Annotated in this window: 13 protein-coding genes; 12 read left to right on the plus strand and 1 reads right to left on the minus strand. The window is 44.5% G+C overall.

Features of this window, described 5'->3' with window-relative positions; all coding sequences use genetic code 11:
* Positions 1 to 197 precede the first annotated feature (197 nt).
* Positions 198 to 557 carry a winged helix-turn-helix transcriptional regulator gene (locus AB4114_RS33390; RefSeq protein WP_171644879.1) on the minus strand — a complete coding sequence of 120 codons (360 nt, stop codon included), beginning with the start codon at positions 555 to 557 and terminating at the stop codon, positions 198 to 200.
* A 153-nt stretch (positions 558 to 710) separates the two neighbouring features.
* Between AB4114_RS33390 and AB4114_RS33395 the strand changes: the two genes are divergently transcribed.
* The 12 genes from AB4114_RS33395 to AB4114_RS33450 all read left to right on the plus strand — a co-directional run bounded on the left by AB4114_RS33395 (position 711) and on the right by AB4114_RS33450 (position 14,289).
* On the plus strand, positions 711 to 1,442 hold the full coding sequence (locus AB4114_RS33395; protein ID WP_441992277.1) for an NADPH-dependent F420 reductase: 732 nt from the start codon (positions 711 to 713) through the stop codon (positions 1,440 to 1,442).
* An 80-nt stretch (positions 1,443 to 1,522) separates the two neighbouring features.
* Positions 1,523 to 2,083, plus strand: a complete 561-nt coding sequence (locus AB4114_RS33400) for a sigma-70 family RNA polymerase sigma factor (RefSeq protein ID WP_441992278.1) — start codon at positions 1,523 to 1,525, stop codon at positions 2,081 to 2,083.
* Positions 2,084 to 2,323: 240 nt separating this feature from the next.
* On the plus strand, positions 2,324 to 2,749 hold the full coding sequence (locus tag AB4114_RS33405) for an SRPBCC family protein (protein ID WP_441992279.1): 426 nt from the start codon (positions 2,324 to 2,326) through the stop codon (positions 2,747 to 2,749).
* 208 nt (positions 2,750 to 2,957) lie between these two features.
* The gene (locus tag AB4114_RS33410; protein WP_441992280.1) at positions 2,958 to 3,485 is read left to right on the plus strand and encodes a methyltransferase domain-containing protein; all 528 of its coding nucleotides are present in this window, start codon (positions 2,958 to 2,960) and stop codon (positions 3,483 to 3,485) included.
* A 392-nt stretch (positions 3,486 to 3,877) separates the two neighbouring features.
* Positions 3,878 to 4,438, plus strand: a complete 561-nt coding sequence (locus tag AB4114_RS33415; RefSeq protein WP_441992281.1) for a hypothetical protein — start codon at positions 3,878 to 3,880, stop codon at positions 4,436 to 4,438.
* A gap of 767 nt (positions 4,439 to 5,205) precedes the next feature.
* Complete coding sequence (locus AB4114_RS33420; RefSeq protein ID WP_441992304.1) at positions 5,206 to 6,219, plus strand: response regulator transcription factor; 1,014 nt, start codon at positions 5,206 to 5,208, stop codon at positions 6,217 to 6,219.
* Complete coding sequence (locus AB4114_RS33425) at positions 6,216 to 8,000, plus strand: sensor histidine kinase (protein WP_171633617.1); 1,785 nt, start codon at positions 6,216 to 6,218, stop codon at positions 7,998 to 8,000. The genes AB4114_RS33420 and AB4114_RS33425 overlap by 4 nt, the downstream gene beginning before the upstream one ends.
* Before the next feature lie 82 nt (positions 8,001 to 8,082).
* Positions 8,083 to 9,549, plus strand: a complete 1,467-nt coding sequence (locus AB4114_RS33430) for a sulfatase family protein (RefSeq protein WP_441992282.1) — start codon at positions 8,083 to 8,085, stop codon at positions 9,547 to 9,549.
* 102 nt (positions 9,550 to 9,651) lie between these two features.
* Entirely contained in the window at positions 9,652 to 11,169 is a 1,518-nt protein-coding gene (locus AB4114_RS33435) for an extracellular solute-binding protein (RefSeq protein WP_441992283.1), read from the plus strand.
* A gap of 22 nt (positions 11,170 to 11,191) precedes the next feature.
* Positions 11,192 to 12,088: an ABC transporter permease gene (locus AB4114_RS33440; protein WP_441992284.1), complete on the plus strand. Its 897-nt coding sequence runs from the start codon at positions 11,192 to 11,194 to the stop codon at positions 12,086 to 12,088.
* A gap of 1 nt (position 12,089) precedes the next feature.
* On the plus strand, positions 12,090 to 12,944 hold the full coding sequence (locus AB4114_RS33445) for a carbohydrate ABC transporter permease (RefSeq protein WP_441992285.1): 855 nt from the start codon (positions 12,090 to 12,092) through the stop codon (positions 12,942 to 12,944).
* Between the two features lie 22 nt (positions 12,945 to 12,966).
* Positions 12,967 to 14,289: a sulfatase family protein gene (locus AB4114_RS33450; RefSeq protein ID WP_441992286.1), complete on the plus strand. Its 1,323-nt coding sequence runs from the start codon at positions 12,967 to 12,969 to the stop codon at positions 14,287 to 14,289.
* Positions 14,290 to 14,311 lie beyond the last annotated feature (22 nt).

The following is a 14,311-nucleotide window of genomic DNA, read 5'->3' on the forward strand; positions in this document are numbered from 1 at the left end:
GCCTTTCTTCTGTTCCCGCATGTCCAAAATTGGAAGTTCCCGCATGTCCAAAATTGGAACGACGGAGTTTAATAAGCTTACTTTCAGAACGACAACTGTTATCCAGGGAAACGGAATCCTGCGAATGAGTGAGTAAAAGTGAGATAAACCCTTAAAACCGAGGGACGGGCAGTTTAAATTAAAAATATCCAATATGATTAATCTATTTTGTCTCCAAACTTCTTTCCGAATTCCTCCATTAGATCAATAATTGGAATCAATTGCTCCCCTTTTGATGTTAACGAATACTCAACACGCGGAGGTACCTCGGGATAAACTTTGCGATTAATTAAGCCATCCGCTTCTAATTCTCGGAGTTGCTTGGTTAGAGACCCTTGTGAAATTCCCCATAAAAGAGTCTTGATTTCATTGTATCGATGCGATTTTAACTTTAAAAACCAAAGAATCAGATACTTCCAACGCCCTGAAAGCATGTTTTGGGTATAGGCAATGCCATATATTTCTCTGTGATCTTTCTTGCATTCTTCATTAAATCCATCTTTGCTTATTCTAGACACCTTTCCACCTCATTCTGCTGTTAGGTACAAAAAAGAGTACTATGGCATTATTTATTGCCTTCTTCAAAAATACGTGCAATGCATTTATATTAGTGCATGTATACAAATTACTCAATCGACTCAATATTAAAATAGAAAATAGGAGGAATAAAAATGAGGTTTGGAATTATAGGTGCAGGACCAATTGGGTCAAATATTGCGGAAAAATTGGTTAGGACTGGACATGTTGTCAAGATTGCAGATGCTCGTGGGATTGAACGCTTGGAAGGGAAAAAACTTACAGGAATACCTGTGAACGTAGAAGATGTAATTAAAAATATAGATGTTCTTATAACATCTATCCCTTTCCACGCGTTGCCAAGCATTCGCAACTTTGTAGATAAAGCTGGAGAGGATGTAATCATTGTAGACACTTCAAATTATTACCCTTTTAGAGACAATAAAATTGAAGAAATTGAAAACGGGATCGTTGAAAGTGTTTGGGTATCCAATCATTTAGGTAGACCTATCATTAAAGCTTTCAACAACTTCTTAGCCTATACGTTAGAACATCATGGAACTCCCGAAGGGACTACTGGACGCATTGCCATAGCGATTGCTGGAGATGACCTATCCCATAAACAAATAATAATGGGTGTAGCAAACGATCTAGGCTTCGACTCTGTAGATAGTGGTTCTTTAAGCGATTCGTGGAAACAACAGCCAGGAACCCCTGCGTACTGCACAGAACTTACAAAAGAGGAACTAATCATAGCCTTAAATAAAGCGAATAAAGAAAAAGCTCCATTTCTGCGTGATAAGGTGATGGAAAAGCTGTCAGCTTCTCCAGGTGCATTATTAATTCAAGATGTTATTAAAGCAAATAGAGAAATATTCAATTCTTAATCTAGAAACCCTTATTGACGTTATTGACGTTAAATGATGTTAGGAGGACGTTTCAAGTAGATCGACCTAAGGAGGCGAAGATGAACGAAGCCGCTTTTGATATGAAGTTATTTGAGAGCTACAAGCCGGGGTTAACCTCGTATTGTTATCGAATGTTGGGATCCATTGATGATGCGGACGATGCTGTACAGGAAACCTATATTCGGGCATGGCAGAGCTGGGATCGATTCAGGCAGGATTCATCCATTAAAACATGGGTCTACCGCATAGCGTCGAACTTATGCCTGGACAAGCTGAGGCAAGCGAAGCGCCGTACGCTTCCGGTTGACCTGTCTGACCCAGATGCTCTCGTTCGCAAGGATACCCTTCAGCTCTGCTTTATCGCACTCTTGCAAACCTTGCCGCCTCGTCAACGCGCGGTTCTTATTCTTAAGGATGTCTTTGAATGGTCTTCGAAACAAATTGCGGAAACGTTGGGAATGTCGCCGGCAGCGGCGAATAGCGCCCTACAACGAGCAAGGGAGACGATGGACCGAACGCGGCTTCGCTCCGACGAATTTAGTAAGATGAATGTCAATCCCGACCAGAATCTTCTATTGCGGTATGTGGAAGCATTTGAGCAATTCGATATCCATGCGTGAATGGCGGTTATCCCGCTCTGGCACAGTATGTGCCGGGTAAGGAGGCATCCATCCTGGTGCCTTGGGGTATTCACGTGATTGAAGTGAAAGATAATCGGATATTCCATGTTCAAAATTTTATAAATGCAAAATTTATTTTCCCGATTAGGGCTTCCGGAACAAATAGACCGATGAATTCGGAGATTGGCATTCGTCTATATGAATGAGAAACAAAATTCCCGTAAAGAGGTGTCCTTCACAATGGAAACAAGCAATTCAACGAAAGTAACCGTAGAGACTGTCGTTCAAGCCCCTGTAGCAAAAGTATGGAGCTATTGGACCGAGCCGGACCACATTACAAAATGGAATCAACCTTCCGAGGAATGGCATGCGCCAAGAGCGGTGAATGATTTGCGAGTAGGCGGCGAATTCCTGACAAGAATGGAAGCGAAGGATGGCAGCATGGGTTTTGATTTTAGCGGAATTTACGACGAAGTGAAGCTGCATGAGACGATTGCCTACACATTAGGAGACGGACGGAAAGTGGATATTGCGTTCGTTGATCAAGGGGAGACCACGAAGGTCATTGAAATCTTTGATCCGGAGAGCACTCACCCCGTTGAATTCCAGCAGGCGGGTTGGCAAGCGATTATGGATAGTTTCAAACGATATACGGAAGCATCATAAGAATAACGAAACGCGTTCTGCCTCCAAAAGACGGCAGAGCGCGTTTTGTTTTGAAATGATATGTAGTTCAGCCTGTTCAAGTAACGGCAGCATAGTTAAAAGACCATTGTTCAAGTATGGGTGCATCACAAGTTACGGGCGTAGACTATTCTGAAGAAATGTTAAAGGTGCTTCACAGAACTGTAAGGACTGGAAAAACGTAACGTTTATGCAAGGAGATGCTTATGATACGAAACTTCCTGAGAGTGAGTACGATATAATTTTAGAGAGAGCGTTAATTCACCATCTAGTTGACTTGAATAAATGTTTTAAGGAAGCAAATCGTATTATGAAGAATAAAGGCATTTTTATAGTTCAAGATCGGACAGTTAAGGATTGCTTAATGCCTGGAAACGAAAACCATCTTAGAGGTTATTTTTTCGAGAAATATCCCGAGTTAGTTAATAAAGAAATTGCTCGTCGACATGAATCTATTCATGTACGAAATGCACTAGAATCTAATGGATTTAGACTGCTTAGCGAAAATCAGATATGGGAGACTAGACGTAAATACAATGATGTTAAATCATTACACCGAGATCTTCATGAAAGAACAGGTCGTTCAATTTTGCACGAGCTAACGGACAATGAACTTAATGAACTAGTATTGTATATTGAAAGTAAAATTGATGGAACACAACTTCCGATAATTGAAAAAGACTCTTGGACGGTGTGGTTTGCTGTAAAAATAAGTTAAGATGTGAATGTTAGCTTTTATAAGCGATTATGCTGCATGCACTGCTAAGCTAACGACGAGAAAGATTCAACTAACTGGAAATGTTAACGCTGCGATGGAACCGATCCATCGCTTGTTTTCGTTTCTGGCTCCACTTAACTAACGGGCAGGATGTCGTCGCTTAGTGAGGTCCTACTGGTATCTTGTCTTAAATCCATAAATAGGAGAGAAGTGTAGTCGTTCTGATTCACGTAGCAAGTAAGTTAAACATTTCATGAACGATTCAAAACAGGATGGCAGTGTTTTGGCATATTGAATCCTACTATCACCGCAAAAAATTATACGCAGTAAATAGCCATATGATGTCTAAAGAGATTGTGACACAATCAAAAAAATAAAAAAGGGTGTGAAATATGAGAAAAATATTATTGGTTTGTATTATGATAATGTTGATGCTAGCATCGGCTTGTGAAAATGTTGAAATGACATCAAATCAAAATACTTCTAGTAAGCCTAAACTTTCCGAATATTGTAATCAAGAAATTATAAATTTGGATAGTGAAACTGAAAAATATTTCTATGGAACTTGGAAAGTTGAGAAGCTTTTAGGATTTGCAAATTCATATAATGATGCTTCTGAATATCCAACAGGGCAAAAATTTATTGGAGATGAAATTATAATCAAAAAAGACTTTTTTTCATCAAAAGGACTTAAAAACTATAATATTTATCAATATGAATTAAAAAATCCATTAAATAAGATTACAGCGGCATGCGATAACTCTGACTCTTTTTATAGATTATATAAAGTAGTTATCCCAGACTTAAATATAAATGATGTAGTAAAAGTAATAAATATAAGTGACCCTTCTACAAAAGTTAACATAACTCTAACTTTTTTTGTTGTTAATAACAACAGGCTTATCATGTTATCAGAGGCAACTATTTTTGAGCTCAAAAAAATTACTGATTAAATAAATTAAGGTTATGTAATAAGTTCTGTGATAATAGAATAGAAAAATATTTTTTTAAAAAGGCGGGTGCTTTTTTGTTGAAACAACAATCTTATTTTTAAATTACGGAAAAGAAAGAATATATGGTTTATGATACTTCAGGTTGTTTACGTTGGTCCTTTTGATGGACTTAATAGCTGGCAGAAGAATTTATCTCAATGGAACAATTACGTTATCGACAAATAAAATAAGTCAATAAATAAAAAAATAGAGTAAGGCAGTAGACCTGAAACAGGCGTATAGTAAGATACGATTCGGACGTAAATGGAGGGGAAGTATCCAACTGAGTTTCCGTTAATCCGGTTTATACTCCTGCTAGGGCTGCACTGTTAACCGGAAAGTTTACACATCAAATTGGAATGGCTTCGATGTCGACTCACAAATTCACTCGGGCCGTTAGCAGCTCGGCTTTATCAGGTAAGATTGTATGTTTAGATGATTGCCATCTTTTCGGGCTGGATGAATTACGTCGTCTTGATGAAAATGGATTAAATCCTGGTTATGATGAAAATTTATCATAGCCTTTTTTAAATTCTATTAAGACTTTACTTGCAAATATCCTGCCTCACCACTTTAGTACTACTATATATGTAAAACAGTCAATGATTGTAGTATATTATGACGGCAAAGCATGAATATTCCTTAGCAGAAATAGAGACCCCCTGAATAGGGTATTACTAAACGCAAACGCTATCAAAGGAATCGGCAGGAAGGAATGGGTGACATTTATGTATCAAGTACTTGTTGCGGAAGATGAATTCTGGATCCGAAATCAGGTCATTGAGTTGATTGAAAGGGTTGAAGGATTTAAAGTGATTGGCGAAGCCAGAGACGGCGAAGAAGCGTGGAACCTAATGAATGAGTTGTGGCCACACGTGTTGATAACCGACATTATGATGCCGAAGATGGATGGGCTCTCACTGCTGCAAAGAGTGTATGAATATCAAGTATCTGTTGTACCGATTATTATCAGCGGGTATGACAACTTTTCCTATGCCCAAGAAGCGATGAGGTATGGGGTTGCAGAGTATGTCCTTAAGCCGATTTCAGAAGAGAAAATAAAGAAAGCCCTTACAAACTCCGTGGAAATTATGCAGCGTACGCACCGACACCGGGAACATTGGCTTCACATACACGAATTTATTCATAAGCTGGATACGTTTGATCAGCCAAAAGCTTGGCGGGAATTATCTGAGTTAATTAAATCCGTGTTAACTGTCAAGAATGCAGCACATGGTGAAAAAATGGGAATGCTGCGTATCTTATCGGACAAGTTATATGAACAAACCGGCCATACAGCGGAAAGACCGGAATGGGCTTCCTTAGACGGACAAGATAAAGAAGCGGTTCTGAAATATTTTTATTCCTTATTAGAGAATTGGTTTCGGTATATGGAAACGGCTCCGACTCAAACAACGAATCTGATTATGAAGAGAGTTCAAGAGTTCGTACAGAAAAATTATATGAAGGAAATTACGCTGTCTCAAATTGCTGAAATTGCGGATTTAAGTGTTTCGAGGTTTTGCGTCATATTCAAAAAGAATACCGGAGATTCGTTCGTCAACTATTTGAACCAATATCGAATCGATAAGGCGAAACAACTGCTGCTGCTTGAGACGGATTTGAAAATATATGAAATTGCCGATATGGTGGGCTTTTCGACGCTTCCGTATTTCAACCGCCTGTTTAAAACGGTAACAGGGCTATCGCCGAACGAATATAAAAGGAGTCTGGGACTATGAGGCTGGGGTTGTTTCGCATTTCCTCCCTTGCAGCAAGAATGTTCACCATTTTCATGTGCTTGTCCATTCTGGTCGTTGTCTTAATGACCAGCTTTTCTTATTTTTTCTACAACAAAGCGGTGAAGCAGGATTTCAAGACGATCACGGGAGAAGCCTCTGAGCGCCTTAGCCATCACCTCGAGTTTTATTTGAAGTTAATGTCGCAATCGTCAACCACCCTAATCTCGACGGAGCTGATTCAGAGGTGGCTGGAAGGAGCCTCGCCCTTATCCCGGGATGAAGTCGCCGATATGCAAAAGGAAATGGAATTATATACGTCTTTTCATTTTTCGGAGATCGTCAACCTCTACTTGGTTTCGGCTGACAAGCGAGTGGTTGCGCTGAATAAAATCGACACTTCGTTTACCGATGCGCCATGGTATCAGGAGATTCCGGCAAACCATACGAAAACACTGCCTACGTATAAAGTTTCCAGAAACGAATTGCCAGTTATGAGCATGCTCATTCCCGTATACAGTTCTCAAAGTGTAACCTTCCTAGGAAACCTAGTTATCGAGTTCACTTTGGCCGAAATCAACGCTACGTTCCAAAAATCTACATTAGGCAAAAGCGGCTTCTTCTTCATCCTTTCGCCGGAAGACGACGTTATCTATTATCCGGACGAAAGGTGGGTCGGCTTTCCTCGCAGCAAAACGGATTTGGCTAAGCTTTCCCTGAAGCCGGACGGCCAATCCAGCATTCAGGAATGGAATGGCAAACGATCGCTCGTTCATGTGACGAAATCCGAACAAACCGGCTGGTATATCGTTGCGATCGTCCCGTATCAGGAAATCGCGAGCGGATTGAATACGGCTATCAACTCTTCCATCGTCACCGTTGCCATTATGATTCTCTGTCTTATCCTGATTATTCCACTAGTGCTGAGGCAGTTTGTCAGCCCAGTCAAAAAAATGAAGTCCGCTATAGAGAAAGTAGCCAGAGGAGATTTAAGCGTGCGCTTGGAGCCGATCTCCGACATCAGTGAGTTTCAAATATTAAGTCACAGCTTTAACAAGATGACGGAGCAACTGAACGATACGATGCGTATGGTAGCCGAACTGGAAATGAAGGAAATGAAGCTGCAATTGCATCAGCAGGAGGCCACCATCCAGGCGCTGCAAAACCAGATCAATCCCCATTTACTCTATAATACGCTGAACATCATCAGCGGCATTGCATGCCTAGAGGGAAATCCGTTAACGGAAAAGCTTTCCCAGAATTTGGCCGATGTATATCGCTACGCGGCGAGCTTCGCCAATATGGAGGTAAGGCTAAAAGACGAGCTTTCCATTCTGACGAAATATTTGGAAATTATCCATATCCGGTTTCCCAAAAACTTTGAAAGCAAAGTCGTGATCAACGAAAAGTTTTTAGACTGCCGAATCTTGAAGCTGACGCTGCAGCCAATTGTGGAGAATGCCGTAAAATACGGGGTCGAGCCGCGCGGAGGGAACGGGGCGATCATCGTCACCGCCTATGCCGAAGGCAATGATTTGATCATCGAAATCGCCGATAACGGCCCCGGCATTGACGAAAGCAAGCAGCAAAGCTTTGAACATTTGCTCGCGATGAAATTGTCCGAAGATTCGGAGCTTCAACGTGAGTCACTCGGTCTGCCCAATGTCCATAACCGCATTCAGCTCAAATATGGCCGTTCCTACGGAGTCTCGATTCACTCTTTTCCGGGTAGAGGCACTGTGATCGGCATTCGAATTCCTTTGGAGAAAAAAATAAGTCAATAAATAAAAAAAACGGGTAAAGAAATAGGCCGGGCAGAGCGGGTATCGTAGGTAGCGGGATACCTATGAACCTAGGAGGGAACGTATGCCGCAGACTATGAAAAACATCATTTTGCTTATGACCGATCAGCATCGGCTCGACCACGTCAGTTATCACGGATTGGGCCGGATGGCAACGCCAAATATCGATCGTATCGCCGAAAGCGTCGGGTTTACGAATTGCGTCTCCGTCAATCCGGTCTGCACGCCGGCCCGTTGCGCTCTGTTGACAGGCAAATACACGCATCAAATCGGCATGACCGCGATGTCGGGCGATTTATCGCTGCAGCATCCGACCTACCCGCGTGCGCTGCAGACCACCGGCTATAAAACGTACGGAATTGGTAAATTCCACTGGCTGCAGGGGTGGAAATTCGGCTGTCCTATCGGACAAGGTCATCCGCTCACCAGCATCAAGGAGGAGATTCGCGGGTACGGCTTTGACGAGGTTTGGGAAGCTTCTGGCAAGCAACTCGTGAGTCGCAACTACTGCGATTATGCGGAGCACCTGGATCGTCAAGGCTTGCTGGAATCGTATCGGGCGTTCAACGACAGGAGCGGCAAAAACGGCAACGACGCCGAAACCCAAAATTTCAGCGGAGAACCGTTCCCGTTTGGCGAGCACAATTACATGGATATCGTCATCGGCGACAAGATCGTGGAAGCGATCGAGCATCGGCCTAAGGATATCCCGTTTTTTGTTTTTGGATCGTTCGTCGGACCGCATCCGCCTTATGATCCGCCGCAATCGTATCTGGATCAAGTTCCTTACGAAGAGATCGCCGATTTTCTTCCCGGCCCGAAGGGGCAACTTACCGTTGAAGCCAAGAAACGGCTGTACAACATGCGTCGGGCCTACAAGGCGATGATCGCGGTCATCGACGAGCAGATCGGACGTATCTTCGCGAAGCTGGAGGAAGCCGGCATTTTGGGCGAAACCGTCATATTGTTTACGGCCGACCATGGCGAAATGATGGGGGATCACGGCCGCGTGCAGAAGCAGTCTCCTTACCATGCTTCCGCAGTTGTGCCTACGGCGATCCGCCATCCAGACTATTTGTACAGGAAGCTGAATGCTTCACCGGTAGAGCTGACGGATCTGACGGCAACGATTCTCGACATCGCTGGCATCGACTCGAAAGCGGCGCTCACTAAAGACTGGCCAGCTTTTCACGATCGGGTGCCTTGCCGCTCGCTGCTGCCGATCGTCACCGGGCAAGCCGAACGCGTTCGCGACTATGCTTTCTCGGAATGCGCTGGGGAGTGGCAAATGATTCAGTCGGACCGCTATAAGTATGTCCGCATGCTTCAGTACGACGATCCCGACCACGTGCCGGAGCAATTGTACGATCTCCAGGAAGATCCGCAGGAGCTGGTCAATGTGATCGGTCATCCGGCTTATGCGAAAGCAGCGGACTGGTGCCGCAGGCGCCGGGATTTCGTGCTCGACCGTACGCCCGCCGCCCAGCTGCAATGGGCTCCAATAATCGGGGATCACGGTGCAATAAAATGAGACAATAAATAAAAAAATCGGATAACGTTAATTCGATAAGATGCTTGTATAGTAAGTGGTGTGATCAAGATCACATCGATACCTTCAAGGGGGAATGAATAAATGAAGAAACTCGCCGTAATCGCCTTATCTTCATTACTGGCAGTAAGTGTTGTCGGCTGCGGGAAAGCAAGCGATACAACTGAGCCAAAATCGTCGGGAGAAGCCAAGGGGGCGGATACTTCCAAGAAATTGACGATCAGCCTCCTTGCGCCAAGCTTTGCCGGCGGCGGATGGCCGAGTGATAATGCCATTATACAAAAGCTGGATGAGAAGCTGAATATCGAATTGCAAATTCAGTGGGTACCCGCCGATACAGTGGCCCAAAAATTAAACGTTATGGCTGCTTCCAACAGCTTCCCTGACGCATATTGGGTTCAGCAAAACGAATTTATCAAATGGCGGGATAAGAATATTTTCATGGATATCAAGCCGGTCTTGAGCCAGTATCCGAATCTTTCCAAGCAAATTACTGCGGAAGCGTTGCAGCTCAATAATCCGAAGGATAAATACTACGGACTGCCCTATTATATCCAGGATACCCGGGATTCACTAGCTATCCGGCAGGATTGGCTGGACAAGCTGGGATTGAAAATGCCGACGACCGTCGATGAGTTTGCGGAAGTAGCCACAGCCTTTGCAACCAAAGACCCAGACGGTAACGGTCAACAAGATACAAGCGGATTTTCGTTCGGTTTCTTGAACAACAAATTTACCGGGGCAGGGCCAATCATGGCAGCATTTGGTCTCGGCAACGAGTGGATCAAAAGCGGCGATCAGCTGGTCAACTTCAAAACACAAAACAAGGAAATGAAGCAGTTTGTTACCTATTTAAACAAGATGTACCAAAGTGGAGCTTTGGATAAAGACTTCGCTACCAATAAAGTCGCTGATCACAAGGACAAATTTGTAGCCAACAAGGTAGGGATCGCGGAATTTGTCCCTGGCGAGTTGTTAACTACTTCGTTCCAGACGTTGAAAAAAGCGCAGCCTAACGCCGCGATCGCGCAAGTGATTCCGCCAAAAGGTCCTGATGGAAAGCAAGGTACCACGACAAACTCGATGACTACGGCAAAAGTTGTAATCAACAATGCCATCGACAAAGACAAGCAGCAGCGCATCCTCAAGATGTTGGATTATATGGTATCCGACGAAGGTTACGACTTGATCAAGAACGGTATTGAGAATGTGCACTATAAGTCGGATAACGGAAAAATCGTCAAGCTGGACGCTTATGACAAGGAACGCCCGCAACTGCTGTCGATATGGTTCTTCCGACGTTTCGACCCGCTTATTCAAATGCACAAATGGGAGGATCCGAATCTTGTGAAGCAGCTGGAGGCCTGGAACGCGAATAATGCCAAGTATCCTTGGCAGAACCAAGGAGCCGAAGTACTTACGGAATCCCAGTCTAAACTCGGCCCGAATATCGATCAGAAGTGGATCGCGGCCATAACCAAGATCATTATGGGTCAAGCGCCAGTGGACAGCGTCGACCAAGCGGCAGCCGATTGGCTCAAGAATGGCGGCGAGCAAATTACGAAGGACGTTAATGAAGAGTACAAGAAGCTGAAAAATTAACGGTTGGAGTTGATTCGTTCTTATGCGTAACATTGGGAATCGCAGTATACCGCTCTACCTCATGATTCTGCCCGGACTGCTATTTTTCTTGTTGTTTCGCTATATTCCGATGGGGGGGCTAGTCCTTGCATTCAAGGACTACGACCCGCTTAGCGGATTTGCAAGCAGTCCGTGGGTTGGCTTTGATAATTTTCGCAAGCTGCTCGTCGATCCGGATTTCTGGATTATTCTGCGCAATACGTTTGTGTTAAGCGGCATTAATTTGATTTTCTTCTTCCCGGTTCCGATCATTATGGCGCTTATCTTGAACGAAGCTAGATTGCCGTGGGTGAAGAAAATCGTGCAGACGACGATTTACATCCCGCACTTTGTTTCTTGGGTCGTTGTCGCCGGCATTACCATCGTTTTATTTGCCACACAGGATGGCGGCATCAACAAGCTGTTGGTGCAGAACGGACTACCGCGATTTGAGCTTTTGACCGATCCGTCTTACTTCCGTGGCTTGTTCTTATTTCAAAATATTTGGAAGGAAATGGGCTGGAGCACCATCATATTTCTTGCCTCTTTAGCCTCTGTTGATCCAGGGCTATATGAAGCGGCTTATGTCGATGGTGCAGGTCGCTGGCGACAAATGTGGCATATCACGCTTCCGAGCTTACGTTCTATTGCCGTCATTTTGTTTATTCTTCGATTGGGACAAGTGATGGATGTTGGCTTTGAACAAATTTTGCTTTTGCAAAACTCTTTGAATCTGCAAGTGTCTGATGTTTTCGATACGTTTGTGTTCCGGAACGGGGTTCAACAAGGAGAGTTCAGTTTTACGACAGCAGTAGGCTTGTTTAAATCGGTTGTCGGCTTGATTCTTGTGCTGTCGTTCAATTGGATTGCCAGGAAGTTCGGGGAGGAGGGGGTTTACTAATATGAAAAAGGCAAACTTTTTGTTTGATGGTTTCATCTATCTGTTACTGATTGTCTGTTTTCTCTTTATCGCATTTCCATTTGCCTATGTATTATTCAGCTCCTTCTCCTCGAACAGCGAATATTTGACGCGCGGATTTTTTATCCTCCCGCATAAGTGGACGATTAATGCATACGGGTATTTGCTGATGAATAAAAATTTCCTTCAATCTTACCGAAATACGTTTGTGATCACGATTTGCGGAACGGCCATCAGCCTGCTGTTCACGGTATTAATGGCTTACGGCCTGTCTAAAAGCTGGCTCAAGGGACGCAAAGTGCTGAATATGATGGTGTTGTTCACGATGATCTTCAACGGCGGCATGATTCCGACTTACTTGATCGTGCGGCAATTGCACCTGCTCAATACGTACTGGGCCCTATTTTTGCCAGCAGCGATCTTTCCGTTTCTCTTGATTATTATGCGCAGCTTTTTTGCCAGCGTTCCCCTTGAGCTGGAAGAAGCGGCAAGAATGGACGGTTGCGGGGAGTGGCTGCTTCTATTCCGCATTATTTTGCCGCTGTCGCTGCCTTCGGTCGTGACAATCGGGCTTATGTACGGGGTCGCTCATTGGAACAATTATTTCCAAGCCATTTTGTATTTGAATGATTCCAACAAATGGCCGGTACAAGCATTCCTGCGTCAATTATTGCTCGACTCCGATACCGGGATGCTGACCGACATCGGCGGGTTCGAATATGGGCCGCCGGTCAAGATGGCCGCCGTTATTGCGACAGCTTTGCCGCTCATCCTGATCTATCCGTTCGTACAAAAGTATTTTAATAAGGGCATGATGGTAGGATCTGTGAAAGGGTAAGAAATTCAATAAGGAGCCCACTATGCGAAATATAATCATGATTGCAACAGATCAGCAGCAAATGCAGGCCATGAGCTGCGCCGACCCGAGCTATCGCACGCCCAACCTGGATCGTCTCGCTCGCATGGGCGTCATGTTTACGGGGGCAATCAGCACGTCAGCCCAATGCTCGCCTTCAAGAGCGACATGGATGACAGGTAAATATCCTCATCAGGTAGGCGTTAACAATATCGGCCATATGTTGGATCCGAACGAGTGGGGAATCGCCAAAGAATTCAACGCTCACGGATTTGAAACGAGCTATTTCGGCAAATGGCATCTTGGCCTGACGCCAGCCGATCACGATTTTCAGATTACCAATTACCKGGTTGACGGACTGGAGCTGGACGGCGCGAACGAAGATCCGCGGTTTCACAGCTACAAGGATTCCGTTACGACGATACAAGCGATCAATTATTTGGCGGACTACCAGAGCGAGAAGCCGTTCTTTATGACGGTATGCTGGTACATGCCTCATCCGAATGCTCCGGAGGATTACCCGTTCGAATACCTCCCGCAGGATGCTGCCGCATTCTCGAAAGAGCTGATGCCGGTGCCGGAAAGCTTTTACAAAGACGATTTATCTACGAAGCCGGCATTCCAAAGAGAGCGGGCTACAAAAAACGAGTCAGTGCTAACTGAGGAGATCGTAAAACGCGATGCGTGGCGCTATCGCGCCATGCTGAGTTTAATGGACCGTAATTTGGGTCGTTTACTGAACCAACTCGAAAGCAAAGGACTGCTGGACAATACAGTGATCTTATTTACCAGCGATCATGGAGATATGCAGGGTGCGCACAGGCTGCGCTTAAAAGGAGTCATTCCTTATAAAGAGCTGTACAATGTACCAATGATTCTTTATGTCCCGGGAATGAAGCCGCCTAGGAAAGTGGTTCCAGATCTCTTTTCCACAGCAGCGGTTCCAGGAACGCTGCTGGAAGCGGCAGGACTTCCGGTTTCCGAGCATTTTGAAGGCGGATCGTTTCTACATCTACTACAGAGGGTGGAACGTCCTTCGGAGGAAAAAGTATTTTTCGAGCACTACAAGGCATATTGGGGATACCATCCGTTCCGGGGCATACAGACGGCGAAGTGGAAGTATGTGTTTTATTACGAAGAAGGCTTTGAGGAAATGTATGACCTAGTAGAAGACCCGGACGAGAACGTCAATATAGCGGACAGACTTGATGTCGATGAGATTCGACGAGAGCTCAAGAACGCGGTAGACCGCTGGTGGGATGAGACAGGAGCACTGTCCCGGGAGCCGATTATCGACGAAAACAATCCGTGGGGTAAAGATATTTAAGGACGATGGGAGAGGTTGGGAA

The organism is Paenibacillus sp. 2RAB27, from assembly GCF_052115445.1.
GTDB lineage: Bacteria > Bacillota > Bacilli > Paenibacillales > NBRC-103111 > Paenibacillus_E.

Excerpts from the sequence above, each read along its gene's own strand:
- AB4114_RS33395 (WP_441992277.1), top strand. The coding sequence starts at position 711 with ATGAGGTTTGGAATTATAGGTGCAGGACCAATTGGGTCAAATATTGCG.
- AB4114_RS33400 (WP_441992278.1), top strand. The coding sequence starts at position 1,523 with ATGAACGAAGCCGCTTTTGATATGAAGTTATTTGAGAGCTACAAGCCG.
- AB4114_RS33405 (WP_441992279.1), top strand. The coding sequence starts at position 2,324 with ATGGAAACAAGCAATTCAACGAAAGTAACCGTAGAGACTGTCGTTCAA.
- AB4114_RS33410 (WP_441992280.1), top strand. The coding sequence starts at position 2,958 with ATGCAAGGAGATGCTTATGATACGAAACTTCCTGAGAGTGAGTACGAT.
- AB4114_RS33415 (WP_441992281.1), top strand. The coding sequence starts at position 3,878 with ATGAGAAAAATATTATTGGTTTGTATTATGATAATGTTGATGCTAGCA.
- AB4114_RS33420 (WP_441992304.1), top strand. The coding sequence starts at position 5,206 with ATGTATCAAGTACTTGTTGCGGAAGATGAATTCTGGATCCGAAATCAG.
- AB4114_RS33425 (WP_171633617.1), top strand. The coding sequence starts at position 6,216 with ATGAGGCTGGGGTTGTTTCGCATTTCCTCCCTTGCAGCAAGAATGTTC.
- AB4114_RS33430 (WP_441992282.1), top strand. The coding sequence starts at position 8,083 with ATGCCGCAGACTATGAAAAACATCATTTTGCTTATGACCGATCAGCAT.
- AB4114_RS33435 (WP_441992283.1), top strand. The coding sequence starts at position 9,652 with ATGAAGAAACTCGCCGTAATCGCCTTATCTTCATTACTGGCAGTAAGT.
- AB4114_RS33440 (WP_441992284.1), top strand. The coding sequence starts at position 11,192 with ATGCGTAACATTGGGAATCGCAGTATACCGCTCTACCTCATGATTCTG.
- AB4114_RS33445 (WP_441992285.1), top strand. The coding sequence starts at position 12,090 with ATGAAAAAGGCAAACTTTTTGTTTGATGGTTTCATCTATCTGTTACTG.